24 protein-coding genes and 3 tRNA genes are annotated in these 25,872 nt (G+C 54.9%); 13 read left to right on the top strand and 14 right to left on the bottom strand.

Annotation, left to right across the window (positions count from 1 at the left end; all coding sequences use genetic code 11):
- Positions 1-8: 8 nt before the first annotated feature.
- Positions 9-1,520 carry a bifunctional ADP-dependent NAD(P)H-hydrate dehydratase/NAD(P)H-hydrate epimerase gene (nnr, locus tag FCL49_RS13750; RefSeq protein WP_174354029.1) on the bottom strand — a complete coding sequence of 504 codons (1,512 nt, stop codon included), beginning with the start codon at positions 1,518-1,520 and terminating at the stop codon, positions 9-11.
- Here nnr and queG point away from each other — a divergent pair.
- On the top strand, positions 1,519-2,658 hold the full coding sequence (queG, locus tag FCL49_RS13745) for a tRNA epoxyqueuosine(34) reductase QueG (protein WP_174354028.1): 1,140 nt from the start codon (positions 1,519-1,521) through the stop codon (positions 2,656-2,658). The two genes, nnr and queG, sit on opposite strands and share 2 nt — an antisense overlap.
- A gap of 298 nt (positions 2,659-2,956) precedes the next feature.
- On the opposite strand, the gene FCL49_RS13740 is transcribed toward queG, so the two are convergent.
- From FCL49_RS13740 to orn, 4 genes are all read right to left on the bottom strand, one after another.
- Positions 2,957-3,032: transfer RNA gene (locus FCL49_RS13740), tRNA-Gly, on the bottom strand.
- Positions 3,033-3,088: 56 nt separating this feature from the next.
- Positions 3,089-3,164: transfer RNA gene (locus FCL49_RS13735), tRNA-Gly, on the bottom strand.
- Between the two features lie 64 nt (positions 3,165-3,228).
- Positions 3,229-3,304: transfer RNA gene (locus tag FCL49_RS13730), tRNA-Gly, on the bottom strand.
- A gap of 204 nt (positions 3,305-3,508) precedes the next feature.
- Positions 3,509-4,054 carry an oligoribonuclease gene (gene orn, locus FCL49_RS13725; protein ID WP_135314820.1) on the bottom strand — a complete coding sequence of 182 codons (546 nt, stop codon included), beginning with the start codon at positions 4,052-4,054 and terminating at the stop codon, positions 3,509-3,511.
- Positions 4,055-4,237: 183 nt separating this feature from the next.
- Here orn and rsgA point away from each other — a divergent pair, with 183 nt between their 5' ends.
- The 3 genes from rsgA (at position 4,238) to mscM (ending at position 9,620) form a co-directional block, all read left to right on the top strand.
- Positions 4,238-5,287, top strand: coding sequence for a small ribosomal subunit biogenesis GTPase RsgA (gene rsgA / locus FCL49_RS13720; RefSeq protein ID WP_174354027.1), 1,050 nt, complete (start codon positions 4,238-4,240; stop codon positions 5,285-5,287).
- A 75-nt stretch (positions 5,288-5,362) separates the two neighbouring features.
- Positions 5,363-6,259 (top strand): archaetidylserine decarboxylase, encoded by an 897-nt coding sequence (gene asd, locus FCL49_RS13715; protein ID WP_174354026.1) that lies wholly within the window; start codon positions 5,363-5,365, stop codon positions 6,257-6,259.
- Between the two features lie 13 nt (positions 6,260-6,272).
- Positions 6,273-9,620, top strand: coding sequence for a miniconductance mechanosensitive channel MscM (mscM, locus tag FCL49_RS13710; RefSeq protein WP_174354025.1), 3,348 nt, complete (start codon positions 6,273-6,275; stop codon positions 9,618-9,620).
- A 69-nt stretch (positions 9,621-9,689) separates the two neighbouring features.
- Here mscM and epmA read toward each other — a convergent pair whose 3' ends face one another.
- The gene (gene epmA / locus FCL49_RS13705; RefSeq protein WP_174354024.1) at positions 9,690-10,667 is read right to left on the bottom strand and encodes an elongation factor P--(R)-beta-lysine ligase; all 978 of its coding nucleotides are present in this window, start codon (positions 10,665-10,667) and stop codon (positions 9,690-9,692) included.
- A 386-nt stretch (positions 10,668-11,053) separates the two neighbouring features.
- Here epmA and frdA point away from each other — a divergent pair, with 386 nt between their 5' ends.
- From frdA to blc, 5 genes are all read left to right on the top strand, one after another.
- On the top strand, positions 11,054-12,850 hold the full coding sequence (gene frdA, locus FCL49_RS13700; protein ID WP_174354023.1) for a fumarate reductase (quinol) flavoprotein subunit: 1,797 nt from the start codon (positions 11,054-11,056) through the stop codon (positions 12,848-12,850).
- Positions 12,843-13,577, top strand: coding sequence for a succinate dehydrogenase/fumarate reductase iron-sulfur subunit (locus tag FCL49_RS13695; RefSeq protein WP_085119384.1), 735 nt, complete (start codon positions 12,843-12,845; stop codon positions 13,575-13,577). Before frdA ends, FCL49_RS13695 begins: the two co-directional genes overlap by 8 nt.
- Before the next feature lie 15 nt (positions 13,578-13,592).
- Positions 13,593-13,985 carry a fumarate reductase subunit FrdC gene (gene frdC / locus FCL49_RS13690; protein WP_174354022.1) on the top strand — a complete coding sequence of 131 codons (393 nt, stop codon included), beginning with the start codon at positions 13,593-13,595 and terminating at the stop codon, positions 13,983-13,985.
- A gap of 12 nt (positions 13,986-13,997) precedes the next feature.
- Positions 13,998-14,357, top strand: coding sequence for a fumarate reductase subunit FrdD (gene frdD, locus FCL49_RS13685; protein ID WP_085119381.1), 360 nt, complete (start codon positions 13,998-14,000; stop codon positions 14,355-14,357).
- 84 nt (positions 14,358-14,441) lie between these two features.
- Positions 14,442-14,975, top strand: a complete 534-nt coding sequence (gene blc, locus FCL49_RS13680) for an outer membrane lipoprotein Blc (protein ID WP_174354021.1) — start codon at positions 14,442-14,444, stop codon at positions 14,973-14,975.
- Here blc and sugE read toward each other — a convergent pair.
- The 4 genes from sugE to efp form a co-directional block, all read right to left on the bottom strand.
- Positions 14,969-15,286 (bottom strand): quaternary ammonium compound efflux SMR transporter SugE, encoded by a 318-nt coding sequence (gene sugE, locus FCL49_RS13675; protein WP_017891350.1) that lies wholly within the window; start codon positions 15,284-15,286, stop codon positions 14,969-14,971. The two genes, blc and sugE, sit on opposite strands and share 7 nt — an antisense overlap.
- Before the next feature lie 217 nt (positions 15,287-15,503).
- Complete coding sequence (locus tag FCL49_RS13670; RefSeq protein WP_135314814.1) at positions 15,504-15,635, bottom strand: entericidin A/B family lipoprotein; 132 nt, start codon at positions 15,633-15,635, stop codon at positions 15,504-15,506.
- A gap of 122 nt (positions 15,636-15,757) precedes the next feature.
- The gene (locus FCL49_RS13665) at positions 15,758-15,886 is read right to left on the bottom strand and encodes an entericidin A/B family lipoprotein (RefSeq protein WP_012004876.1); all 129 of its coding nucleotides are present in this window, start codon (positions 15,884-15,886) and stop codon (positions 15,758-15,760) included.
- Positions 15,887-15,960: 74 nt separating this feature from the next.
- Entirely contained in the window at positions 15,961-16,527 is a 567-nt protein-coding gene (gene efp, locus FCL49_RS13660; RefSeq protein ID WP_004952647.1) for an elongation factor P, read from the bottom strand.
- Positions 16,528-16,569: 42 nt separating this feature from the next.
- On the opposite strand from efp, the gene epmB reads away from it, so the two are divergent.
- Positions 16,570-17,598 (top strand): EF-P beta-lysylation protein EpmB, encoded by a 1,029-nt coding sequence (gene epmB / locus FCL49_RS13655; RefSeq protein WP_174354020.1) that lies wholly within the window; start codon positions 16,570-16,572, stop codon positions 17,596-17,598.
- Between the two features lie 79 nt (positions 17,599-17,677).
- Here the strand turns inward: epmB and FCL49_RS13650 are convergent, their stop codons facing one another.
- The gene (locus FCL49_RS13650) at positions 17,678-18,022 is read right to left on the bottom strand and encodes a DUF4156 domain-containing protein (protein ID WP_012004874.1); all 345 of its coding nucleotides are present in this window, start codon (positions 18,020-18,022) and stop codon (positions 17,678-17,680) included.
- 413 nt (positions 18,023-18,435) lie between these two features.
- Between FCL49_RS13650 and FCL49_RS13645 the strand changes: the two genes are divergently transcribed.
- A complete protein-coding gene (locus tag FCL49_RS13645; RefSeq protein ID WP_254611090.1) occupies positions 18,436-19,875 on the top strand; it encodes a DUF1996 domain-containing protein in 1,440 nt (479 codons plus the stop codon).
- A gap of 69 nt (positions 19,876-19,944) precedes the next feature.
- Here the strand turns inward: FCL49_RS13645 and groL are convergent, their stop codons facing one another.
- The 3 genes from groL to FCL49_RS13630 all read right to left on the bottom strand — a co-directional run bounded on the left by groL (position 19,945) and on the right by FCL49_RS13630 (position 22,606).
- On the bottom strand, positions 19,945-21,591 hold the full coding sequence (gene groL, locus FCL49_RS13640) for a chaperonin GroEL (RefSeq protein WP_135314812.1): 1,647 nt from the start codon (positions 21,589-21,591) through the stop codon (positions 19,945-19,947).
- A gap of 44 nt (positions 21,592-21,635) precedes the next feature.
- Positions 21,636-21,929, bottom strand: coding sequence for a co-chaperone GroES (locus tag FCL49_RS13635; protein WP_012004872.1), 294 nt, complete (start codon positions 21,927-21,929; stop codon positions 21,636-21,638).
- Between the two features lie 185 nt (positions 21,930-22,114).
- Positions 22,115-22,606: an FxsA family protein gene (locus tag FCL49_RS13630; RefSeq protein ID WP_174354019.1), complete on the bottom strand. Its 492-nt coding sequence runs from the start codon at positions 22,604-22,606 to the stop codon at positions 22,115-22,117.
- Between the two features lie 345 nt (positions 22,607-22,951).
- On the opposite strand from FCL49_RS13630, the gene aspA reads away from it, so the two are divergent.
- Together aspA and FCL49_RS13620 are read left to right on the top strand one after the other, a co-directional pair.
- Entirely contained in the window at positions 22,952-24,388 is a 1,437-nt protein-coding gene (gene aspA, locus FCL49_RS13625) for an aspartate ammonia-lyase (protein WP_017891347.1), read from the top strand.
- A 125-nt stretch (positions 24,389-24,513) separates the two neighbouring features.
- On the top strand, positions 24,514-25,815 hold the full coding sequence (locus tag FCL49_RS13620; RefSeq protein WP_174354018.1) for an anaerobic C4-dicarboxylate transporter: 1,302 nt from the start codon (positions 24,514-24,516) through the stop codon (positions 25,813-25,815).
- The last annotated feature ends 57 nt before the right edge of the window (positions 25,816-25,872 follow it).

Raw genomic sequence — 25,872 nt, 5'->3', positions numbered from 1 at the left:
GTTTCTATTTATGCCAACTCAGGATTAACGTAATAAGGAATTTCCGGCAGTAAGTCGCTTGCCAGCATCCCCCTGATTCCTTGTCTTGCCGCCACGCGATCGGCGGCTGCGCCATGGGCCACACATCCGGCACAGGCTGCATCATACAGCGAGAGCTTTTGCCCCAGCAAACCGCCGATGATACCCGACAGAACATCGCCCATTCCGCCGGAGGCCATGCCGGCATTGCCGACGTCGGCGATCGCCATCTGGCCGTACTGGTCGGCGATCAGCGTACCTGCACCTTTCAGCACGGCTACGCCACCGTATTGCGCCACCAGATTACGCACTGCAAGTAAGCGATCACTCTCAATCTCGGCGGTACGGCACCCCAGCAGGCGTGCCGCTTCCCCAGGATGCGGGGTAATCACACGATTCTGACGCTTCTCGGGATTTAATGCCAGCAAGTTCAACGCATCCGCGTCCCATAACGCCGGTTTATCACTGGCTTGCAATACTTTCAGCGCATTCCTACCCCATTCGCCCTGGCCCAGTCCCGGCCCCACTACCAGGACATCTGCCCAGTCGAGCGCCTGCTGCAATGCCTCGTCACTCAAAGGCTGTACCATCAGTTCGGGTCTGGCGGTCAATAACGGCCCCACATGTTCAATGTGAGTAAGTACTCGCACCAACCCGGCGCCGCTGCGTAGTGCCGCCTCTGCCGCCATGCGTATCGCCCCGCCAAAACCATGATCGCCGCCAACCACCAACAAACGCCCTTGTTCACCTTTATGCGAGCAGGGACGACGCGGTTTCAGCCACAGAGGCAGGGACTCGACAGTAAGCCGCTGAATCTGTGCCGGTTGCTTCGCCAGCCAACCCGATAATCCTAGCGTACTCTGGTGAAGTTGCCCGACCCAATCACGGGCCTGACCGGTCAACAAGCCCGGTTTGAGGGCAATAAACGTCATGGTGTGCGTAGCGCGGATCGCCACGCCAGGCACAGCACCGCTTTCAGCCAGCAAGCCCGAGGGAATATCGAGTGCGATAACCGGTGCGCAGTTGCGATTAGCGGCTTCAATCAGCGCATCGTATGGCGCACGCGGTGCACTACTCAGCCCGGTACCAAGCAGGCCGTCGATTATCAGATCAATATCTTCCGGCCAACGACTGTCAGCCGGATGAATTTCCCCCCCGGCGTCCAACCAGGCCTGTCGCGCTTCTTCAGCCTCTGGCGGCAGTGGGCGTGTGCCTTCGCAGGCGATCAGACTGACCTTAACGCCGGCCGCCGCTGCCAGCCGAGCGACCACATAACCGTCACCGCCATTGTTGCCATGGCCGCACAGCACCAGCCAGTGGTGAGCGGCCGGATATTGGTCGCATGCCAGGGTGTAAGCTGCCTCACCGGCACGTTGCATCAGTTGGTAGAGTGAAATGCCTTGCGAGGCAGCGGCGCTGGCTTCAGCCCGTCGGATCCAGTCTGCAGACCAGACAGAGTGTGATAAACTGTCGGAGTATTGTTTTTCACTGTGGCCCGTCATGACTCACCCCCTCGATCTCAATCAACTCGCCCAACATATCAAGCAATGGGGCCAATCGCTAGGATTCCAGCAGGTAGGCATCTGCGACACCGATCTCAGCGCGGAAGAGCCCAAATTGCAGGCCTGGCTGGACAAACAATATCACGGCGAAATGGAGTGGATGGCGCGCCACGGCATGCTGCGCGCCCGGCCTCATGAGCTACTGCCCGGCACGCTGCGGGTGATCAGCGTGCGCATGAACTACCTGCCGGCCAAAGCGGCCTTTGCCAGCACGCTGCAGAACCCCGAATTGGGCTATGTCAGCCGCTATGCGTTGGGGCGTGATTATCACAAACTGCTGCGCCAACGGCTGAAAAAGCTCGGCGATCAGATCCAGGCCTACTGCGGCGAGCTGAATTTCCGCCCTTTTGTCGACTCCGCGCCGGTGATGGAACGCGCATTGGCCTCCAAGGCCGGGATTGGCTGGGTTGGTAAACACTCACTTATTCTCAATCGCGAAGCCGGTTCCTGGTTCTTTCTCGGCGAACTGCTGATCGATCTGCCCTTGCCGGTAGATGAACCGCAGCAGGAACAATGCGGCCGATGCGTCGCCTGTATCACCACTTGCCCGACCGGAGCCATCGTCGCACCCTATACCGTGGACGCCCGGCGCTGTATCTCCTATCTCACCATCGAGCTGGAAGGTGCCATTCCTGAAGAATTTCGGCCATTGTTGGGCAACCGTATCTACGGCTGTGATGATTGCCAGCTTATTTGCCCCTGGAACCGTTTTTCGCAGCTCACTGACGAAGATGATTTCAGCCCGCGTGCTGCACTGCATGCACCGCAACTGATTGAACTGTTCGGTTGGGCGGAAGAGAAATTCCTGCGAATCACCGAAGGTTCTGCCATCCGGCGCATCGGCCATTTGCGTTGGTTGCGTAATATTGCCGTGGCACTGGGTAATGCCCCCTATCAGGATGCCATAGTGATGGCGCTGCGCTCCCGGCTGGAACAGGACGCTATGCTGGATGAACATATCCACTGGGCACTGAAGCAGCAATTGGGGCGGCGTGAGGAGCAAGGGATAGAAGTGCAGACAATGCAGAAAAAACGATTGATACGGGCTGTGGAAAAAGGATTACCGAGGGATGCCTAAAACCTTCTGTTCAGGTCCAATAGTCACTCTGTGGATTTGTGCATAAAAATAAAAATGCTTTGTCTTTCAACTGCAACAAAAAGAGCAAGTGATCGGCATAACGTTTTCCGATAAATAAATATCTTTGTAAATCAAATAGATAAATATTTCATTTGTGTGGCGTTGATTTTTTGAGCTGAGGGTATTATGTACGGTGCCTGTGGATAAGTCTGTTCACAACATTTCGACAGGGTATGTACAACGAGACAAGAAGCCGCGCCGGTAAAGGCGTTGGACTAAGTTAAACCGAAGATAAAATTGGAGCGGGAAACGAGACTCGAACTCGCGACCCCGACCTTGGCAAGGTCGTGCTCTACCAACTGAGCTATTCCCGCATTGAGATGCTTTGGGCATCCGGCCATCAAACAACAACATGGCCTTTGAATTTTTTTGGAGCGGGAAACGAGACTCGAACTCGCGACCCCGACCTTGGCAAGGTCGTGCTCTACCAACTGAGCTATTCCCGCGTCGCATGGGCACTACCTGATACTTTTTTTATTCATCACGCTACCTAAGCAGCATTGTTGAATTTGGAGCGGGAAACGAGACTCGAACTCGCGACCCCGACCTTGGCAAGGTCGTGCTCTACCAACTGAGCTATTCCCGCCCGGCGTAACGATGTCGGAACTAAACGAAATTCTTCATCGGTACGGGGTGCGCATTATACGAGAAATCCTTTCTGCCGCAAGCCCCTGAAAGCAAAAAAACGCGTTTTTTGTTTGTTTGCCGATTAAAGCGCCAAACTGGTTAATTAAGCGGCGGAATTGGCCGCTTGTACTAATCAGGCCCCTGTTCTGGGGCCGTGCAACCGTTATAACTGGATGAAATGTTCACGGTAATAGGCCAGTTCGCCCACCGACTCGCGGATATCATCCATCGCCTGGTGGGTGCCCTGCTTTTTGAAACCACTGAGGATTTGCGGTTTCCAACGGCGCGCCAGCTCTTTCAAAGTGCTGACATCCAGATAGCGGTAATGGAAGTAGGCTTCCAGTTCCGGCATATAGCGGAACAGGAAGCGGCGGTCCTGGCCCACACTGTTGCCGCAGATCGGTGATTTACCCGCAGGCACCCACTGTTGCAGGAAGGCAATAGTGGCCAACTCGGCGGCATGGTCGTCGAACTGACTGGCCTTCACCCTTTCCACCAGCCCGCTGCCGGTATGAGTCCGCACGTTCCAGTCATCCATCAGGCCAAGCTGCTCATCGGATTGATGTACGGCGATCACTGGCCCTTCCGCGAGGATATTCAGATTGGCGTCGGTGACCAGGGTAGCGATCTCGATAATGCGATCGCGTTCTGGATCCAACCCGGTCATCTCCAGATCGATCCAAATCAGGTTATTTTCGTTTCCTGTCATGATATTTCCTGCGTAAAAGCCAAAAGATAAACAAACTATAGGCAAGGCGGCGAGCGACGCTGGCTGTTTGCCAACGGAAGTCCGCGGCACGTGGCGGCTAACAACGGTTATTTAATATAAAATAGCGTGTATCATAGTCTTTTTGGTCGCCATGAGCGATAAAGCGGATTCAAGTGAGGCGCAGTGAGCAAGAACAAACTGTCCAAAGGTCAAGAACGCCGCGTGCAGGCGAACCATCAACGTCGCCTGAAGCGCACTGACAACAAACCGGAACTGGATGATTCCCAACTGGGTGAGCCGCAGGACGGCATCGTCATCAGCCGTTTCGGCATGCACGCCGACGTTGAAGCAGCGGATGGCACTCAGCACCGCTGTAATATCCGCCGTACGTTACGTTCGCTGGTGACAGGCGATCGTGTGGTATGGCGTCCTGGCGTCGGCACCCATGCAGGGGTGAAAGGTATCGTAGAAGCCGTGCATGAACGCACTTCCGTACTGAACCGCCCCGACATCTATGACGGCGTGAAACCCATCGCCGCCAATATCGATCAGATCGTCATCGTTTCCGCGATCCTGCCAGAGCTGTCGCTGAATATGATCGACCGCTACCTGGTGGCCTGTGAAACGCTGGAAGTCGAACCGTTGATCGTACTGAACAAAATCGATTTGCTGGATGCCGAAGCACGCAAGACCGTAGACGGGATGATGGATATCTACCGCCATATCGGTTACCGAGTGCTTGAGGTCTCCAGCCAGACGCGTGAAGGCATGGAGGCATTTGAACAGGCGCTGGTCGATCGTATCAGTATCTTTGCCGGCCAGTCCGGGGTGGGTAAATCCAGCCTGCTGAACGCCCTGCTGCCACCGAGCGATAAGCAAATTCTGGTAAATCAGGTTTCCGATGTCTCAGGCCTCGGGCAACATACCACCACCGCCGCGCGGCTGTACCATTTCCAGCACGGCGGCGATGTGATCGATTCACCGGGTGTGCGTGAGTTTGGTCTGTGGCATCTGGAGCCGGAACAAGTGACTCAAGCCTATGTCGAATTCCGTGACTATTTGGGCGGTTGCAAATTCCGCGACTGCCGTCACGATACTGACCCAGGCTGCGCCATCCGCGGGGCGATGGAGAAAGGCGATATCGCCAAAGAGCGTTTTGAAAACTACCATCGCATTCTGGAAAGCATGGCCTCAGTGAAGGTTCGCAAGAACTTCACCGACGCCGCAGGCTGATAATACCGGGTGGCATTGACTGTGGCGGAGCCACGGTTACAATGCGCGCCCTTTACCCCGATTCACGAGGTTAATGTGCTGGATAGCATCAAAATTAAATTGCAGTATTGGTTACCCAAGCTGGCGCTGACGCGCCTGGCCGGCTGGGGCGCAGATAAACAAGCCGGCTGGCTGACCCAGTTGGTGGTGAAGACCTTCGCCCGCTATTACCGCGTGGATATGCAGGAAGCACAAAATCCTGACCTGACCTCTTATGCGACCTTCAACGATTTCTTTGTTCGCCCCCTGCGTGACGGCGCACGTCCGATCGTCGAAGGTACCCACTGGCTGGCGCTGCCTGCCGATGGCGCGATAAGCCAACTCGGCCCGATCAACGACGACCAGATTTTCCAGGCTAAAGGCCATTACTACAGCCTGGAGGCGCTGCTGGCCGGCAACTACATACTGGCCGAGCCGTTCCGCAACGGCCTGTTCGCCACCACTTACCTGGCACCTCGTGATTATCACCGTGTGCATATGCCATGCGATGGCGTACTGCGCGAAATGATTTATGTTCCGGGCGACCTGTTTTCTGTTAACCCGCTGACCGCGGCCAACGTGCCAAACCTGTTTGCCCGTAATGAGCGTGTGATCTGCGTATTCGATACCGCTATCGGGCCTATGGTGCAGATCCTGGTGGGTGCCACCATCGTCGGCAGCATCGAAACCGTCTGGGCCGGCACCGTTACGCCACCGCGCGAAGGCGTCATCAAGCGCTGGACCTATCCGGCAGAAGGGAGTGAAGGCGCTATCGCACTGGAGAAAGGGGCAGAAATGGGCCGCTTCAAGCTCGGCTCGACGGTCATCAACCTGTTTACCCCAGGCAGCGTGCAGTTTGCCCCGCAGTTGAACAACGGCACCGTGACCCGTATGGGCGAAGCCTTCGCAGAAATCCCGGCTGCCTCTGCCGCCGCTGAAACAACGCAGATCTAAGGGAATTGATACTGTGCGCCTGATTATCACGCTATTGCTCGGTTGTTTACTGTCTCAACCGGTGCTGGCCGCCACGGTGCCTACCGAAACACAGCTCAAACAAGAGCTGAAGCAGGCGGAAGGCAACAAGAACGCGCCTAATCAGGCGGAAACCACTGAGGCGCTGCAAAGCGCTCTCAACTGGTTATCGGAGCGCAAAGAATCGCTGACGCGCGTTGAACAATATCAACGTGTGATCGACGATTTCCCAAAGATGACGCAGGAACTGCGCCGTCAACTGGTGATTGAAGACAGTAAGATCCTGCCGAATGGCGATAACCTGCCGGCCAGCGATCTGGAGCAGCAGATCCTGCAGACCAGCAGCCTGCTGCTGGAACAGGCCCGGCTGTTGCAGCAAGAACAGGAACGCACGCGGGAAATCAGCGACTCCCTCGGCCAGTTGCCACAGCAGCAAACCGATGCTCGCCGGGCGCTGACCGAAGTGCAGCGCCGCCTGCAGGCACAGCCCGCCAACCCGACCACGCCACATGCTCAGGCCGCGCTGGCGTTATTACAAACCGAGGCCGCTGCGCGCAAAGCCAAGGTCGATGAACTCGAGCTGGCGCAGTTGTCAGCCAACAATCGCCAGGAACTGGCGCGGATGCGCGCTGAGGTCTACAAAAAGCGCCACGAGAAAGTCGACATCCAGCTGCAGGCGCTGCGCAATAACCTCAATGCCCAGCGGCAACGTGAAGCCGAACTGGCACTGGAAAAAACCGAGCAGTTGGCCGAACAGAACGGCGACCTGCCAAAAAGCATCAGCCAGCAGCTACAGATCAACCGTGAGCTTTCCGCCGCGTTGAACAATCAGGCCCAGCGCATGGATCTGATCTCATCCCAACAACGCCAGGCCGCCGCGCAAACGCTGCAGGTGCGCCAGGCATTAAGCACCATCATCGAACAGGCCCAATGGCTTGGCTCCTCGTCCGCGCTGGGGGAAACCCTGCGTGCCCAGGTGGCTACGCTGCCGGAAATGCCCAAGCCGCAGCAGTTGGACGGCGATATGGCCCAACTGCGCGTACAGCGGCTGCAGTTTGAAAGCCAACTGGAGAAGCTGCCACAGCGGGAGTTTAAACGCGACGACGGCAGTGAACTGACCAGCGCGGAACGGCGTATCGTCGACGCCCAGTTGCGTACCCAGCGCGAACTGCTCAATTCACTGCTTTCCGGCTGCGATACCCAAATCCTCGAGCTGACCAAGCTGAAAGTGGCCAACACCCAGCTGATTGAGGCGCTGAACGAAATCCGGGACGCCACCCACCGCTATCTGTTCTGGGTGCCGGACATTAATCCGATCAATCTGTCCTACCCGATTAACGTGGCGCACGATCTCACTCTGTTGCTGTCACTCGATACGCTGTCACAACTCGGCGGCGCCTTTATGATGATGGTGACCAGCAAGGAAACGCTGATCCCGATTTTCGGCGCCCTGCTGCTGGTGATTTTCAGCATCAGCTCCCGCAAGCATTACCACGCCTTCCTGACACGGGCCAGCAGCCGGGTCGGTAAAGTCACCCAGGACGAGTTCTTTCTGACGGTACGCACCGTGTTCTGGTCGATTCTGGTGGCGCTGCCGCTGCCGGTGTTGTGGGCGGCACTCGGTTTTGGCCTGCAAAGTGCCTGGAACTATCCGGTGGCCGAAGCCATCGGCAAGGGCGTCACCGCCACGCTGCCGATCTTGTGGGTGTGTATGATCTGCGCCGCCTTTGCCCATCCACAGGGGCTGTTTATCGTGCATTTCCGCTGGCCGGCGAAGCAGGTTTCACGCGCCATGCGTTACTACAAAATGTCGATCTGGCTGATCGTGCCGCTGATCATGGCGCTGATTACCTTCGACAGCCTGAAAGAGCGCGAATTTGCCAACACCCTCGGCCGGCTGTGCTTTATCTTGCTGTGTCTGGCATTGGCCCTGGTGACCAACAGTCTGAAACGTGCCGGCATCCCGCTGTATCTGGATAAGAAAGGCTCCGGCGAGAACATGGTCAACACCGCGCTGTGGGGGCTGCTGCTGTCGGCACCGGTGCTGGCGGCGCTGGCCTCGGCCGTTGGCTATCTGACCACTTCACAGGCGCTGCTGGCGCGTCTGGAAACCTCGGTCGCCATCTGGTTCTTCCTGCTGGTGATTTACCATATTATCCGTCGCTGGATGCTGATCCAGCGCCGCCGCATTGCCTTTGACCGTGCCAAGCAGCGCCGCGCCGATATCCTGGCCCAGCGTGCACGCGGTGAAGAAGAAACTTCACATGCCCCTAACAGTACCGAAGGCTCGACGGATCTCGATGATTCCGAGATCGATCTTGATACCATAAGCGCCCAGTCGTTAAGGTTGGTGCGTTCGATCCTTACCATGATCGCCCTGGTGTCGGTGATCGTACTGTGGTCAGAGATCCATTCCGCCTTTAGCTTCCTGGAAAATATCACCCTGTGGAATGTCAGCTCGACGGTTAACGGGGTTGATACCGCGCATCCGATCACTCTGGGCGCGGTATTGATCGCCATTCTGGTGCTGATCGTTACCATGCAGTTGGTACGTAACCTGCCGGCACTGCTGGAACTGGCGGTGTTGCAACACCTGGATCTGACACCAGGTACCGGCTATGCCATCACCACCATCACCAAGTATCTGCTGCTGCTGTTCGGTGCGCTGCTCAGCTTCTCGTGGATTGGTATTGAATGGTCGAAACTGCAGTGGGTCGTGACCGCGCTCAGCGTGGGGTTGGGCTTTGGTATGCAGGAGATCTTCTCCAACTTTATCTCCGGCCTGATCATTTTGTTCGAAAAACCGATCCGCATTGGCGATACCGTGACGATCCGCAATCTGACCGGCAGCGTCACCAAGATCAACACCCGCGCCACCACCATTTCGGACTGGGACCGCAAAGAGATCATTGTGCCGAACAAGGCGTTCATCACCGAGCAATTCATTAACTGGTCACTGTCCGACAACGTGACCCGTGTGGTGCTGACCGTACCTGCACCGGCGGATGCCAACAGTGAAGAAGTGACCAAGATCCTGACCAACGCTGCCGAGCGCTGCTCGCTGGTGCTGGATAACCCGGTGCCAGAGGTGTATTTGGTCGATCTGCAGCAAGGTATCCAAATCTTTGAGATGCGTATCTATGCCGCCGAAATGGGCCACCGTATGCCGCTGCGTCATGAAATCCATCAGTTGATTCTGGCCGGCTACCGCGAGCACGGTATTACACTGCCATACCCACCATTCCAGGTGCGCAGTGAGACATTATCGCGCCTGACCAGCAACGGCCGCACTCCGCCGTCCACACCGGCACCGAACACCAAACGCGACTCGGGCGGACTGTAAGCGCAGAATGCAAAAAGGGTTCGGCGATGGCCGAACCCTTTTCTTATGGTGATAATGCCGAGTAGAGAGTTAGGCTCGATCGACCGGGAAGGAAATCACCTCACTCAGACTCTCGGCGCCCAACGCCAGCATCACCAAGCGGTCAACCCCTAACGCCACGCCTGAGCATTCAGGCATACCGTGCTGCAAAGCATCCAGCAGGTTGTTATCAATCGGATGCTGTGGCAAACCACGTTCCGCGCGCTTGCGGTTGTCCTGAGCAAAACGCTGCCCTTGTTCGCGACTGTCAGTCAGTTCACGGAAGCCATTCGCCAGCTCAATGCCTTTGAAGTAGACCTCGAAACGCTCCGCCACCCGGTGATCCTCGGTACTGATCTCCGCCAACGACGCCTGGCTGGCCGGGAAGTGATAAACGAACGCCGGTTTGTCACGGCCAATGTGCGGCTCCACGCCGACGGTGAACAGCAACTGCAACAGCGTATCGCGATCTTCTTCCGTATCGGCAATGTTGCTCAGATCCAGCTTGGCCGACGCTTCACGCAGTTGTGCTTTCTCTGCTGAAAGTGGATCGATATCCAGATGGCGCAGGAAAGCCTGCTGATAGGACAACGTTTCCGCGCTGTCGCAATCCAGCACCTGCTGCAGCAGATCGTCCACCTCATTCATCAGCCGGTACATGTCGTAGTGCGGGCGGTACCACTCCAGCATGGTGAATTCCGGGTTGTGGTGACGGCCGGCTTCTTCATTACGGAAGCTACGCCCCATTTGATAGATCGGGCCGCTACCCGCCGCCAGCAACCGCTTCATGTGGTATTCCGGGCTGGTCATCATGTACAGCGTCAGGCCATCCGCTGCGCCGGGCCCGACGAAACGCGTCTGGAACGGGAACAGGTGGATATCGGTGACCGTCGCCTGGCTCATGGTTGGCGTCTCAACTTCCAATACGCCACGATCGGCGAAGAAACGCCGGATCTCAGTCAGGATCGCTGCGCGCTTCAACAAATTGGCGATGGGTGCACTTGGCTGCCAGCTTGCCGTTTCGCTCATGGTAATTACTCCGAAATCAAACAGGGGATGCAGTCTACTCGTATCCCGGCATGCAAACAAATTCTTAACAGGCCCAGGACTTTTAACCGCGACATTACCTGATAAATAGTTAGTAATAAGGTTAATAAAAGGTGAATAAACGTTAAATCCTGCCTGCGGTAAATTATCCTCCCGGCCGGCGGTTAAAAGGCAAAACAATCGATCACATCAAATTTCTTCTACTTAACTTTAGGTATAGTTAATTCCACATTATTGGTGGGAGATATCTATCCTTAGTATTAATGCAACGACAATAAACTCAGTTAGTTAGCACCCGAAGTTTTTTTATAAATATTAAGCATAGATATTTAATTTGCCGTTCTTAACAAGAATATTGGAGGAATGCAGTGCAAACCTTTAACGCCGATCTTGCCATTATTGGGGCCGGGGGTGCTGGTTTACGTGCAGCAATAGCCGCAGCGGAAGCCAACCCCCAACTGAAAATCGCGCTAATCTCAAAAGTCTACCCGATGCGCAGCCATACGGTGGCCGCTGAAGGGGGCTCCGCCGCCGTCACTCAGGATCACGATAGCTTCGACTACCACTTCAACGACACCGTTGCCGGTGGCGATTGGCTGTGTGAACAGGACGTGGTCGACCATTTCGTCCACAACTGCCCGCGCGAAATGACCCAGCTTGAACAGTGGGGTTGTCCATGGAGCCGTAAAGAGGACGGGTCAGTCAACGTGCGTCGCTTCGGCGGCATGAAGATTGAACGCACCTGGTTTGCCGCCGACAAGACCGGCTTCCACATGCTGCACACCCTGTTCCAGACCTCGCTCAAATACCCGCAAATCCAGCGTTTCGATGAACACTTTGTGCTGGATATTCTGGTGGATGACGGCCAGGCCCGTGGCCTGGTGGCGATGAACATGATGGAAGGCACCCGCGTGCAGATCCGTGCCAATGCGGTGGTCATGGCTACCGGCGGTGCCGGGCGCGTGTACCGCTACAACACCAACGGCGGTATCGTCACCGGTGATGGCATGGGCATGGCATTCCACCATGGCGTACCCCTGCGTGATATGGAGTTCGTCCAATATCACCCTACCGGCCTGCCGGGCTCCGGTATCCTGATGACCGAAGGCTGCCGTGGTGAAGGCGGTATTCTGGTCAACAAAGACGGTTACCGCTACCTGCAGGACTACGGCATGGGGCCGGAAACCCCGCTGGGCGAGCCCAAGAACAAATACATGGAACTGGGCCCACGCGACAAGGTTTCGCAGGCTTTCTGGCATGAGTGGCGTGCCGGCCGTACCGTTCCTACCCCACGCGGTGACGTGGTTTATCTCGACCTGCGCCACCTGGGGGAGAAGAAACTGCTGGAACGCCTGCCGTTCATCTGTGAACTGGCCAAGGCCTACGTCGGCGTCGACCCGGTGAAAGAACCGATCCCGGTGCGTCCAACTGCGCACTACACCATGGGCGGCATTGAAACCGATCAAAACTGTGAAACCCGTATTAAAGGGCTGTTTGCCGTCGGTGAATGTTCCTCCGTCGGCCTGCACGGCGCCAACCGTCTGGGTTCCAATTCGCTGGCGGAACTGGTGGTTTTCGGCCGGGTGGCCGGTGAGCAAGCCGCTCGCCGCGCGCTGGAAACCGGCCCGGCTAACGGCAGCGCTCTGGATGCACAGGGGCGCGACGTCGAAACCCGCTTGAGCAACCTGATGAAACAGGAAGGCAACGAGAACTGGGCCAAAATCCGCGACGAGATGGGCATGTCGATGGAAGAAGGCTGCGGTATCTACCGTACCCCTGAACTGATGCAGAAAACCGTCGATAAACTGGCCGAGCTGAAAGAACGCTTCAAGCGCGTCAAAATTACCGACAGCTCCAGCGTGTTCAATACCGATCTGCTGTACACCATCGAGCTGGGTTACGGGCTGGACGTGGCCGAGTGCATGGCGCACTCCGCCCTCAACCGTAAAGAATCCCGCGGTGCCCACCAGCGTCTGGACGAAGGCTGTACCGAACGTGACGACGTGAACTTCCTCAAACATACGCTGGCGTTCCATAACCCGAACGGCGCACCACGCCTGGAATACAGCGACGTGAAGATCACCAAACTGCCACCGGCCAAACGTGTGTACGGCGCTGAAGCCGAAGCGCAGGATAAAAAGGACAAGGAGCAGGCAAATGGCTGAGATGAACACCCTGAAAATCGAGGTCATGCGCTATAACCCGGAACGCGACTCTGAGCCGCATTTCGAGACCTTCGCGGTGCCTTATGATGAGCAAACCTCGTTGCTCGACGCCCTGGGCTACATCAAGGATAACCTGGCGCCCGATCTTTCCTACCGCTGGTCATGCCGTATGGCGATCTGCGGCTCGTGCGGCATGATGGTCAACCGGGTACCAAAGCTGGCCTGTAAAACTTTCCTGCGCGAGTACACCGGCGGCATGAAGGTAGAAGCACTGGGCAATTTCCCGATCGAGCGCGATCTGGTGGTCGATATGACCCACTTTATCGAAAGTCTGGAGGCGATTAAGCCTTACATCATCGGCAATAACCGCAAACCGGAAGATGGCCCTAACGTGCAGACTCCGGCGCAGATGGCCAAGTATCACCAGTTCTCGGGCTGTATTAACTGCGGCCTGTGTTATGCCGCTTGCCCGCAGTTCGGCCTGAACCCAGAGTTTATCGGCCCGGCGGCGATCACCCTGGCACACCGCTATAACCTGGATAACCGCGACCACGGTCAGAAACAGCGTATGGCGCAGCTCAACGGTGAAAACGGCGTCTGGAGCTGTACCTTTGTCGGCTACTGCTCTGAAGTTTGTCCGAAGCACGTCGACCCGGCCGCTGCCATCCAGCAGGGCAAGGTGGAAAGTGCCAAAGACTTCATGATCGCCATGCTGAAGCCGCAATAAGGGAGATAAACAGCAATGACAACACAACGTAAGCCCTATGTGCGCACCATGACGCCGACCTGGTGGCAAAAGCTCGGCTTCTACCGTTTCTATATGCTGCGCGAAAGCACCTCGGTGCCGGCAGTCTGGTTCAGTATTGTGCTGATCTACGGCGTCTTTGCGCTAAAAGGCGGGGTAGATAGCTGGGCGGGTTTCGTCGGTTTTCTGCAAAACCCACTGGTGCTGCTGATTAACGTCGTCGCACTGCTGGCCGCACTGCTGCATACCAAGACCTGGTTCGATTTGGCGCCGAAAGCCGCCAACATTGTGGTCAACAGCGAGAAAATGGGGCCGGGGCCAATAGTGAAAACGCTGTGGGCGGTGACAGTGATAGCCAGCGTGGTCATCCTGGCCGTGGCTTTGGTGTAATCCGGAGGAAACATGATAAATCAAGCACCTAAACGCTCAGACGAACCGGTTTTCTGGGGATTATTCGGCGCTGGCGGCATGTGGGGAGCCATCATCGCCCCCGCCATAGTGCTGCTGGTTGGCATTCTACTGCCATTGGGGTTATTCCCAGGCGATGCACTGGGCTATGACCGCGTACTGGCCTTCTGCCAGAGCCTGATTGGCCGCCTGTTCCTGCTGCTGATGATTATCCTGCCGCTGTGGTGCGGTCTGCACCGTATCCACCATGCGATGCACGATTTGAAAATCCATGTGCCGGCCGGCAAATGGGTTTTCTACGGTTTGGCTGCCATCCTCAGCGTAGTGACCGTGATCGGCGTAGTCACCCTGTAACCCCTTCGGCGGCCACTTCGGTTGGTCGCCAGTTCTGCCTTTGGGCTACACTGTTTAACTCAATCAGGTAAACAGGAGTCGCCCATGCATTTCTGGTCAAAACTTTGTGTGATGCTTTCCGCCGTGCTCTCTGTCGCTTGTAGCGTTTCCCCGCCGAAGGACGTCAAAGTAGTGAGTCATTTCGACAGCCAGCGCTATCTTGGCACCTGGTACGAAATCGCTCGCCTTGACCACCGCTTCGAACGAGGCCTGGTACAGGTCACTGCCAATTACAGCCCGCGGGAAGATGGCGGCCTGAAAGTGATTAACCGTGGCTTTAATCCGCAAAAACAACAGTGGCAGGAAAGCACCGGCAAAGCCTATTTTATCGGCTCACCGCAGGTGGCCGCGCTAAAAGTGTCGTTCTTTGGGCCTTTCTATGGTGGGTATAACGTGATTGAGTTGGATGCAGATTACCGCTACGCGCTGGTCTGTGGCCCGAACCGGGATTACTTGTGGATCCTGTCGCGAACGCCAGAGCTGGACGCTGCCACTCGCGACAGGTTATTACAAACCGCGAAGAACAACGGCTTTGATATCGATAAGCTGATTTGGGTAAAACAGTCTCAGAATCAGTGACTGCTGAACTTCAGCCCCAATATGCCGACTACAATCAGGCACAGGCTGAGAATACGCGCGATATTGGTTGATTCGCCCAGTAACACCATCCCCATAATCGCTGCACCTACCGCACCAATACCGGTCCATACCGCGTAGGCCGTGCCGGCGGGCAGCGTTTTCATGGCATGCGCCAGCAACAGCATACTGACTACCATGGCGGCAATAGTGATAAGGCTGGGGGTCAGGCGGGTAAAGCCGTGGGTGTATTTCAAACCGATAGCCCACACCACTTCAAGCAAACCGGCAATAAGCAGAATAATCCAAGCCATGAAACAGGCTCCATTACTATGGGGTCGTCCCCGAATACAGATGCGTAAACAGGTCGTCCCGTTTAGCGTTGTGATATGCCCGGAGATTATACCTGCAGCCTGGGAGGATAACAGCACAAAGGTGCCTGCCGGAAAAGGCTCAGCAGAGAAAGCGGTATCCCACGACGATGCCCTTTGGCGGCCGTTCGCGGAATACCGCAGAAATCAGCAAGGTGGGTTATTGCGCGCTACGCTGGATGGCCTTACCACCAGCCTGAATATCTTCGCCCACGCCTTGAGTGGTATTGCATGCGGTCAATGAGGCCAAGAACATCAAAGAGAAAATCGCGATAATACTTTTCTTCAGCATATGAAAGCCCTTATTTGTCAGTGATGAAAAAGTACGGCTTTCTAAGCTTAGTAAATATCAGCGAGAGTTGCTGTTTAGAATGGTCTTATTTCGCACTAACACATTAGTGCATTTGATACTTATTAACTGGCCGTACGCGAGATAGCGCCGCCAAGGTGCTGAACGTCTTCACCGAATCCGCGGAAAGTATTACATCCGCTAAGGGACATCAGTAACAACAGGGAGATAACGGCCAACAGAGTTTTCTTCATTATGCAGAGTCTGCCAACAATATGCGGGAAGGGATAAAACAAAGGAGCCACGCTGGGCTCCTTTGTATTGAAGCTTATTTTACGCGTGATACGTATTCGCCAGAGCGGGTGTCAACGCGGACAACTTCGCCAATCTGTACGAACAATGGAACCTTGACCACGGCGCCGGTGCTCAGGGTCGCAGGCTTGCCGCCGGTACCGGCAGTATCGCCTTTCAGGCCTGGATCGGTATCAGTGATTTCAGCTTCGATGAAGTTCGGTGGCTGAACCGCGATAGGACGACCGTCCCACAGGGTAACGATACATTCTGCGTTATCTTGCAGCCATTTTGCCGCGTCAGATACGGTTTTTTCTTCAACACCGTGCTGCTCGAAAGTCTCAGGGTGCATGAAGTGGTAGAACTCACCGTCGTTGTACAGGTAGTTCATGTTGGTATCTACAACGTCTGCACCTTCGCAAGAGTCGGTAGATTTAAAGGTTTTCTCTACACGGCTGCCGGTCAGCAGGCGACGCATTTTAACGCGCGCAAACGCCTGGCCCTTGCCCGGCTTAACGAACTCACTGGATTCGATAGCGTAAGGCTCGCCCTCGAACATGATTTTAAGACCCGGACGGAAATCGTTGCTAGAATAAGTCGCCATGATGGCCCTCTGAATATTTGAACTGGTAGCTTAGCCAAAAAAATGGCACACATTATAACCCAAAATACGGCATATAGAGAAGATTGGTTGCATCAACTCGCCGATGTTATTACCGATCCCGATGAATTACTGCAGCTTTTATCACTGAATACGCATCCGGAATTGCCGCAGGGCCGTGAAGCACGCAAGTTGTTTGCGCTGCGCGTCCCCCGCTCTTTCGTAGCCCGCATGCAGCCTGGCGATGCCAATGACCCACTGCTGCGCCAGGTACTGACTGCCAGCGAAGAATTCATCAATGCACCTGGCTTCACCACCGATCCGCTGGATGAACAGCGTAGCGTAGTGCCGGGGCTGCTGCATAAATACCGAAATCGTGCTTTGCTGCTGGTTAAGGGCGGCTGTGCGGTCAACTGCCGCTACTGCTTCCGCCGCCATTTTCCGTATCAGGACAACCAGGGCAATAAGGCCAACTGGCGTCAGGCGTTGGATTATATCCGCCAACACCCGGAACTCGATGAGATTATTTTCTCGGGTGGCGATCCGCTGATGGCAAAAGACCACGAGCTGGACTGGCTAATCAGTGAACTGGAAGCCATTGAGCATCTAAAACGTCTGCGTATTCACACCCGCTTGCCGGTCGTGATCCCAGCGCGAATTACGCCGGAGCTGTGCCAACGGCTGTCGGCATCTCGCCTGCAGGTACTGATGGTCACGCACATCAACCATGCCAATGAAATTGACCGCGAACTGCAGGCCAGCATGGCGCAATTGCGTTTGGCTGGCGTCACCTTGCTCAATCAAAGCGTGCTGCTGCGCGGTATCAATGACGATGCCGATACGCTGGCGGCACTGAGCAACGCGTTGTTTGACGCAGGCATTCTGCCTTACTACATCCACGTACTGGATAAGGTGCAGGGGGCCGCACACTTTATGGTGAGCGACGAAGAAGCCCGTACCATCATGCAGGCGTTGCTGGGCAAGATCTCCGGGTATATGGTGCCACGCTTGACCCGTGAGGTCGGTGGTAAACCAAGCAAGACCCCTCTCGATCTGCATCTGATGCAAGACTGAGTACGGGTATATTGCAGATACAAAAAGAGGCATGCCTCGGCATGCCTCTTTTTTATGTTACGCGTTGTTCATTAGGCCGTTACGGGCACTTATAAACCTGACCGGCCATTTTGCTGTCCAGCGGGGCAAAGCTTGAAAGCAGGTTCTGACTTGGACTGGTGGCACCGTAAATGACATTGCCGCCCATCGCCGCTGCCTTGTTACGCAGATCGTTTGCCGCGCCGCGCATGGAGCTGCCTTCACCACCGTTACCGGACAACCAGTTGCTCTGGGTGCCAGTCACTTCACCCACCAGCTGGCATTCCGCAGCCGGTTTGGTGTCGGTAAATTTAACCTGCTGACCTGCGGCGGACAGTTCATTGGTGCTGCTGCAACCTGCCAGCAGCACGGCTGCCGAAAGACCCAGTAAGGCTTTAATCCGCATCTTGTTCCCCATATGATATTGAGAATTCCGCAAAAGCTTATCAGAAAGCGATGCCATCTCTTAAGCATCCGTTGCCACTGGTGCCTGGCCAACGTCTTGAGCGACGGCTAATGAACAGTCAGTTTACCAGCTAAATCAGCCTGGTCTGCAAAAATATCATCAAATACCGTGCCGCTAAGCACGCAAATCCCCACCGCCAGCTGTTTATCACCTGTCCGGCCAAGTATAGCTTCCGTTATTAGATCATCCCAGCGACGAAATTTTCAGGGTAAATAAATATCCAAGACCTTAAAAAACCTTATATTCATCGAATTTGAGACTGCCCTATCTCAATTTTGTGCCACCTTGACGCCAAAGATCCATTTTCTTTTTCATTCTGTTTTATGGACTCATCGTCGAGAGATATTTTTAATATGAACAGACAAAAAAACAAAGGCTTACTTCTACTTACCGGCAGCGTGATGCTGACGCTCAGCGGCGCGGCCTGCGCTGAAGGCGGAACTGCGGAAAAGGGCATGGGGCAATTCAATGTTGAATGCCTATTGTCCCATACCCTGGCGGATGACCCGATGATGGCATTTGGCCGCCCAGGGGAATCCATGGTGCACGACTTCTTTGGTAACAAAGAGTCCAATGCCTACAGTACGGTAGATTCGCTGATGGCCAAGCCGGATAACACCTGTACATCGGCCGCAGACGGCACCTCATACTGGGCACCGCAGCTGTTGGATACCACCAACGGTGAAATCATTAAACCTGACCATATGAAAACCTATTACCGAAATGCCGATACCCGCTACCCGGTTGTCGCCTTCCCCAGAGGCCTGCAGTTAATGGTCGGGCAACATGAAAGCAGCAGTGCCAAACAGGGGGTTCTTTATTTTTGCAAAACGGATAATGGCGGTCATTACACTCCGGATCCACTCGAAACTTGCCCAACCTATGGTGATGGCCGCACCCAATTTAACCTGGCGTTTTCCTTCCCTAACTGCTGGGACGGTAAAAACCTGGCCCCCCCACATCATGGGCCGCGCAATGCGGTATATGATGTAGATGGCGTCTGCCCATCCGACTACCCGGTTAAAATCCCGCTGCTGCAGATGAACATTGCCTACGTGATCCCTAACGGCACCAAATTATCCACCCTGCGGCTGTCGATGAACCCCACCATTACCGGCGGTCGTATCGAGCCAAAATGGGGCAGTCTGTATACCGCCCACGCCGACTTTTTTAATGGCTGGCGGGAAGATACCCTCAAATATGCGGTCAACTACTGTCTGAATCGTGGTGTCTTGTGTGATAAAAGGCTACCGAGTGTCTTTGAACCCGCGATCGCCGATAGTTATACCCGCGGTGGCGAGTATGCCAATGCCAACTACGGCAGCGAACCCGGCATGCTGGCACAAAATGGAACGAGCAGCCCACAGGAACAGCGTCAGACCGCCTATTTCAAATTTAATCTGCCCGACAAAAAAGAACTGGACGGGGTGCCTTATAACGGTATTTTCCTGCGTTTCCACAGCGCCAATACCCTCAGTGGCTCGAGCCACATGCTCCATTTCTTTGAAACCAGCGCCAACTGGGATGAAGAGACACTGACCCAACATAATGCCCCGGTCTGCGGCGGGAGACAGGTCACACGAGCCTGGGTCGCCTCAAGTGGCAACTATCGCAACTCAGATGATATCAGCAGCGCCGTTAAAGCCGCCTGGGCCAGAGGTGCCCGTGAGATCTCCTTCTGTGTCACCACGGATTACGGTATCGAGACCGTTTTTGGCACCCACGAAAGCGAAAACCCGGCATTCCTGTTCTTCAATAGCCAGCAAAAAGCCACCGCTCCCGCAGAAGACTGAATCTACAAACCATAAAAAAACCCCGGCCAATTGGCCGGGGTTCTTAGCACACAAACGTGTGGGGGATGATTACATCATGCCGCCCATGCCGCCCATGCCACCCATGCCGCCAGCGCCACCTAAATCAGGTGCATCGCCTTTTGGCAGGTCGGTCACCATGCATTCGGTGGTGATCATCAGGCCAGCCACAGAAGCCGCGTACTGCAGAGCAGAACGGGTCACTTTGGTTGGATCCAGGATACCCATCGCGATCATGTCGCCGTATTCTTCAGTTGCTGCGTTGTAACCGTAGTTACCTTCGCCCGCTTTCACGGTGTTGGCAACAACAGATGGCTCTTCGCCGCAGTTCAGAACGATCTGACGCAGTGGTGATTCCATTGCGCGCAGCGCAACTTTGATACCCACGTTCTGATCTTCGTTCACGCCACGCAGTTCGCTCAGCTTGGACGCTGCACGGATCAGTGCAACACCACCACCAGCCACTACGCCTTCTTCTACTGCAGCACGGGTTGCGTGCAGAGCATCTTCAACGCGAGCTTTCTTCTCTTTCATTTCAACTTCGGTAGCAGCACCGACTTTGATTACTGCAACGCCGCCAGCCAGTTTAGCTACGCGCTCTTGCAGTTTTTCACGGTCGTAATCAGAAGTAGCTTCTTCGATCTGCTGACGAATTTGGGACACACGGCCCTGAATCGCAGGTTCGTCACCATTACCATCGATGATGATAGTGGTGTCTTTGTTGATAACGATACGTTTAGCCGTACCCAGATCTTCCAGGGTAGTTTTTTCCAGCTCCAGGCCGATCTCTTCAGAGATAACGGTACCGCCAGTCAGGGTAGCGATGTCCTGCAGCATGGCTTTACGACGGTCGCCGAAACCAGGTGCTTTAACCGCAGCCACTTTCACGATGCCGCGCATGGTGTTAACCACCAGGGTAGCCAGCGCTTCGCCTTCAACATCTTCAGCAATGATCAGCAGTGGTTTGCCGGCTTTCGCCACGGCTTCCAGTACTGGCAGCATTTCACGGATGTTGGAGATTTTTTTGTCAGCCAGCAGGATGAACGGGCTTTCCAGCTCGATAGAACCGGTTTCTGGTTTGTTGATGAAGTACGGAGACAGGTAACCGCGGTCGAACTGCATCCCTTCAACAACGTCCAGCTCGTCTTGCAGGCCAGTGCCTTCTTCAACGGTGATAACGCCTTCTTTGCCCACTTTTTCCATCGCTTCTGCAATCAGTTTACCCACGGTTTCGTCGGAGTTTGCAGAGATGGTACCAACCTGAGCGATAGCTTTGGAGTCGGAGCAAGGTACGGACAGTTTTTTCAGTTCTTCAACAGCGGCGATAACCGCTTTGTCGATACCGCGCTTCAGATCCATCGGGTTCATGCCGGCAGCTACTGCTTTCAGGCCTTCGGTGATGATGGATTGAGCCAGTACGGTTGCAGTGGTGGTACCGTCGCCCGCAGCGTCGTTCGCTTTAGAGGCAACTTCTTTCACCATCTGCGCACCCATGTTTTCGAACTTGTCTTCCAGTTCGATCTCACGAGCAACAGATACGCCATCTTTAGTGATGGTAGGAGCGCCGAAGGATTTATCCAGCACTACGTTACGGCCTTTCGGGCCCAGGGTCACTTTTACTGCATCAGCGAGAACATTCACACCGCGGAGCATTTTCACGCGAGCGTCATTGCCGAATTTTACGTCTTTAGCTGCCATTGGTATTTCCCTTCAACTCGTTCAGTTCAGAAGATAAAGCGTTATTACGCTTCAACAATTGCCAGAATGTCGCTTTCGGACATGATCAACACTTCTTCATTGTCGATCTTCTCTGCTTTCACGCCGTAACCGTCGTTGAAAATAACGATATCGCCAACTTTCACATCCAGTGGTTGGACGTTACCGTTTTCCAGCACACGGCCTTTACCCACTGCCACTACTTCACCACGAGTAGATTTACCCGCTGCAGAGCCAGTCAGAACGATGCCGCCAGCAGATTTTGATTCAACTTCTTTGCGCTTGACGATAACGCGGTCATGCAATGGACGAATACTCATTGAACGCTCTCCTGTAAGAAGGTCTCTATCAGATTTAGGGTTGTCACCGGATTATGATTACCGGCCTCGTGGGATTTGAAATGGGGGCATTCCATCCCCCTTCAAGGGGTCAGCCAAAAAAATTTTCGCTTTTGGCGGCAATACTGAGCTACGGATGCAAAAAACGCGGCCTGGGCCGCGTTTCTTTATCTGTCGTTAGGTTTGTCGCGGTCGTCAGGCTGGTGATCCAGGGTGTAACGATCGTCGTTTTTACGTTGAAACTCACCGTCGAAGGTGTTGCCGTTGGCAGCATCGCCACCCGTTCCCCAACCGCCAGGACGGTAGACGGAAAGATGCGGCATCAGCTTCAGCGTCAGCGACTTCTGCACCGGCGGCAACAGCAGCAACAGGCCAAGGAAGTCGGTAAAGAAACCTGGCACCAGCAGCAAGAAACCCGCCAATACCAGTGAAACGCTCTTCACCATTTCCGCCGCCGGGCTTTCACCCGCGGCCAGCTTCTGTTGCATCTGCAGGAAAGTTTTCATGCCCTGATTGCGCACCAGCGAAATGCCGACGCAGGAGGTAAATACCACCAACAGCAGGGTGATCGCCACGCCCATGACGGCGGCGACCTTGATAAATAGCGATATCTCTATGTAAGCCAATAAAAATATCAGCAGTAACGGTAACCAGCGCACCTGGTTCTCCTCTGGCAGATCTACGTTGCCGCAAAGTGGCGACAACGCGAAAAAGGGGCCGGTAAACGGCCGACCTAAATACAATGGGGTCAGCCTAGGGGCATTTCAACCAAAGGCCCTTTTTTATTGCTAAAGTTAGTAAACGTGAATGAGATCACAGAACGGGAAACACGTGATTTTAGAAGGCTCAGAAGGTGATCTGGATTCAGTCATTTATTACTAACCAGCATATGATCTGGGCAGCAACGGGCACGGTGGTTAATCGTTTCACGCCTGAAGCCTTCGGCAACATAATTTGGTTACCTGACAATTAATTAATTCGGCAGCAATTCAAAGAAGGTTCACATGTCAAATAACATTCGTATCGAAGAAGACCTGTTAGGAACACGTGAAGTCCCCGCAGAAGCCTATTACGGTGTTCACACTCTGCGTGCGATTGAAAATTTTTATATCAGTAATAGCAAAATCAGTGACGTGCCCGAGTTTGTCCGTGGCATGGTGATGGTAAAAAAAGCCGCTGCGCTGGCGAATAAAGAACTAAAAACCATCCCACGCAAAATCGCCGATGTCATCATCCAGGCCTGTGATGAAGTGCTGGATAAAGGCAAATGCATGGACCAGTTCCCGGTGGACGTGTTCCAGGGCGGTGCAGGCACTTCGCTGAACATGAACACCAACGAAGTGCTGGCAAATATCGGTCTGGAGCTGATGGGTCATCAGAAAGGCGAATACCAATATCTGAACCCTAACGATCACCTCAATAAATGCCAGTCCACCAACGACGCCTACCCTACCGGCTTCCGTATTGCGGTTTACGCTTCCAACCAAAAGCTGATCGATGCCATCAACCAACTGCGCGAAGGCTTTGACCACAAGGCCAAAGAGTTCGAAACCATCCTGAAAATGGGTCGTACCCAGTTGCAGGATGCGGTGCCTATGACACTGGGCCAGGAATTCCATGCATTCAGCGTGCTGCTGAAAGAAGAAACCCGCAACCTGCATCGCACCGCCGAGCTGCTGCTGGAAGTGAACCTGGGCGCCACCGCTATCGGTACTGCCCTGAACACGCCAGAAGGCTACTCGCAGCTGGCGGTACAGAAACTGGCCGAAGTCAGCAACCTGCCGGTCGTGCCGGCCGAAGATTTGATCGAAGCCACCTCCGACTGCGGCGCCTACGTCATGGTGCACAGCGCACTGAAACGTTTGGCGGTCAAACTTTCCAAGATCTGTAACGACCTGCGCCTGCTGTCTTCAGGCCCGCGCGCCGGTCTGAACGAGATCAACCTGCCGGAACTGCAGGCGGGTTCTTCCATCATGCCAGCCAAGGTCAACCCGGTGATCCCGGAAGTGGTCAATCAGGTGTGTTTCAAGGTGATTGGCAACGATACTTGCGTTACCATGGCGGCCGAAGCAGGCCAGCTGCAGTTGAACGTGATGGAGCCGGTGATTGGCCAGGCGATGTTTGAGTCAATCCATATCCTGACCAACGCCTGCTATAACCTGTTGGAAAAATGCATTAACGGCATCACCGCGAACAAAGAAGTGTGTGAACACTACGTGTTCAACTCCATCGGTATCGTCACCTATCTGAACCCGTTCATTGGCCACCACAATGGTGACATCGTCGGGAAGATCTGTGCTGAAACCGGCAAGAGTGTACGCGAAGTAGTGCTGGAACGCGGTCTGCTGACCGAAGCCGAGCTGGATGATATCTTCTCCGTGGAGAACCTGATGCATCCTGCCTATAAAGCCAAACGCTATACGGATGAAAATGAACAATAACAGATACACCCGGTAGCCCAAAAAGGCACGCTAAGTCCCCTGGATAGCGTGCCTTTTTACTTTCCATCGCCCACAAAATTTTAACTTTTTATTTTCAAATAATCTTATTTTAAGGAGTAGACACTATGTTAGCCGTAGAATTGGTTATCGTTCTGCTGGCCATTTTTTTAGGGGCCAGATTGGGCGGTATCGGAATTGGATTTGCAGGAGGGCTGGGGGTGCTGGTCCTGGCGCTGATTGGCGTGAAGCCGGGCAGCATTCCGTTCGACGTGATCTCCATCATCATGGCGGTGATTGCCGCGATCTCAGCGATGCAGGTCGCCGGCGGCATGGACTATCTGGTCCAGCAAACGGAAAAACTGCTGCGCAAGAACCCTAAACACATCACCATTCTGGCACCGATCGTCACCTATTTTCTGACTATCTTCGCCGGTACTGGCAACATTTCGCTTTCCGCACTGCCCGTGATTGCCGAAGTGGCGAAAGAACAGGGCATCAAGCCTTGCCGCCCGCTGTCTACCGCCGTGGTATCCGCCCAGATTGCCATCACCGCCTCGCCGATTTCCGCCGCGGTGGTCTACATGTCCTCAGTGATGGAAGGTCACGGCGTCAGCTATCTGCACCTGCTGATGGTGGTCATGCCTTCTACCTTCTGCGCCGTGGTCCTGATGTCGCTGTTGGTGAGCTGGATGTTCGACTCCAAACTGTCTGACGATCCGGTTTACCAGAAACGCCTTGAAGAAGGCCTGGTCACCCTGCGCGGCAACAAGACTGTGGAAATCAAACCCCGCGCCAAAGTCTCGGTGCTGTTATTCCTGCTGGGGGTGCTGTGCGTGGTGGCCTACGCCATCATCAACAGCCCGGGTCTGGGCCTGGTGGCAAAACCCTTGATGAACACCACCAACGCGATTTTGATCATCATGCTGAGCGTCGCCACCCTGACCACCCTGCTGTGCAAAGTCGATACCGATATGGTACTCAACTCCAGCACCTTTAAGGCCGGTATGAGCGCCTGTATCTGTATTTTGGGCGTGGCCTGGCTGGGCGACACCTTTGTACAGGCCAATATCGACTGGATCAAAGAGACTGCGGGTACCGTGATCCAATCACATCCGTGGCTGCTGGCGGTGATCTTCTTCTTCTGCTCGGCGCTGCTATATTCTCAGGCCGCAACCGCCAAGGCGCTGATGCCAATGGCGCTGGCGCTGAACGTCTCGCCATTGACCGCCGTCGCGTCCTTTGCCGCCGTCTCCGGCCTGTTCATCCTGCCGACCTACCCTACGCTGGTCGCCGCGGTACAGATGGATGACACCGGCACCACGCGCATCGGGCGTTTTGTGTTTAACCATCCGTTCTTTATTCCCGGCACCATCGGGGTGGTATTGGCGGTGCTGTTCGGCTTCCTGCTGGGCAGCGTGATGCTGTAATGCTTTCGCCGGGGCTGCGGCCCCGGTTTCCCTACCCCGCCCCATTGGCGATAAACT

Origin of the sequence: Serratia proteamaculans (assembly GCF_013337185.1) — a bacterium.
GTDB classification, from domain to species: domain Bacteria; phylum Pseudomonadota; class Gammaproteobacteria; order Enterobacterales; family Enterobacteriaceae; genus Serratia; species Serratia proteamaculans_D.
Note: the sequence above shows the minus strand (reverse complement) of the source record. Positions and strands in the feature narration are given on the sequence as shown.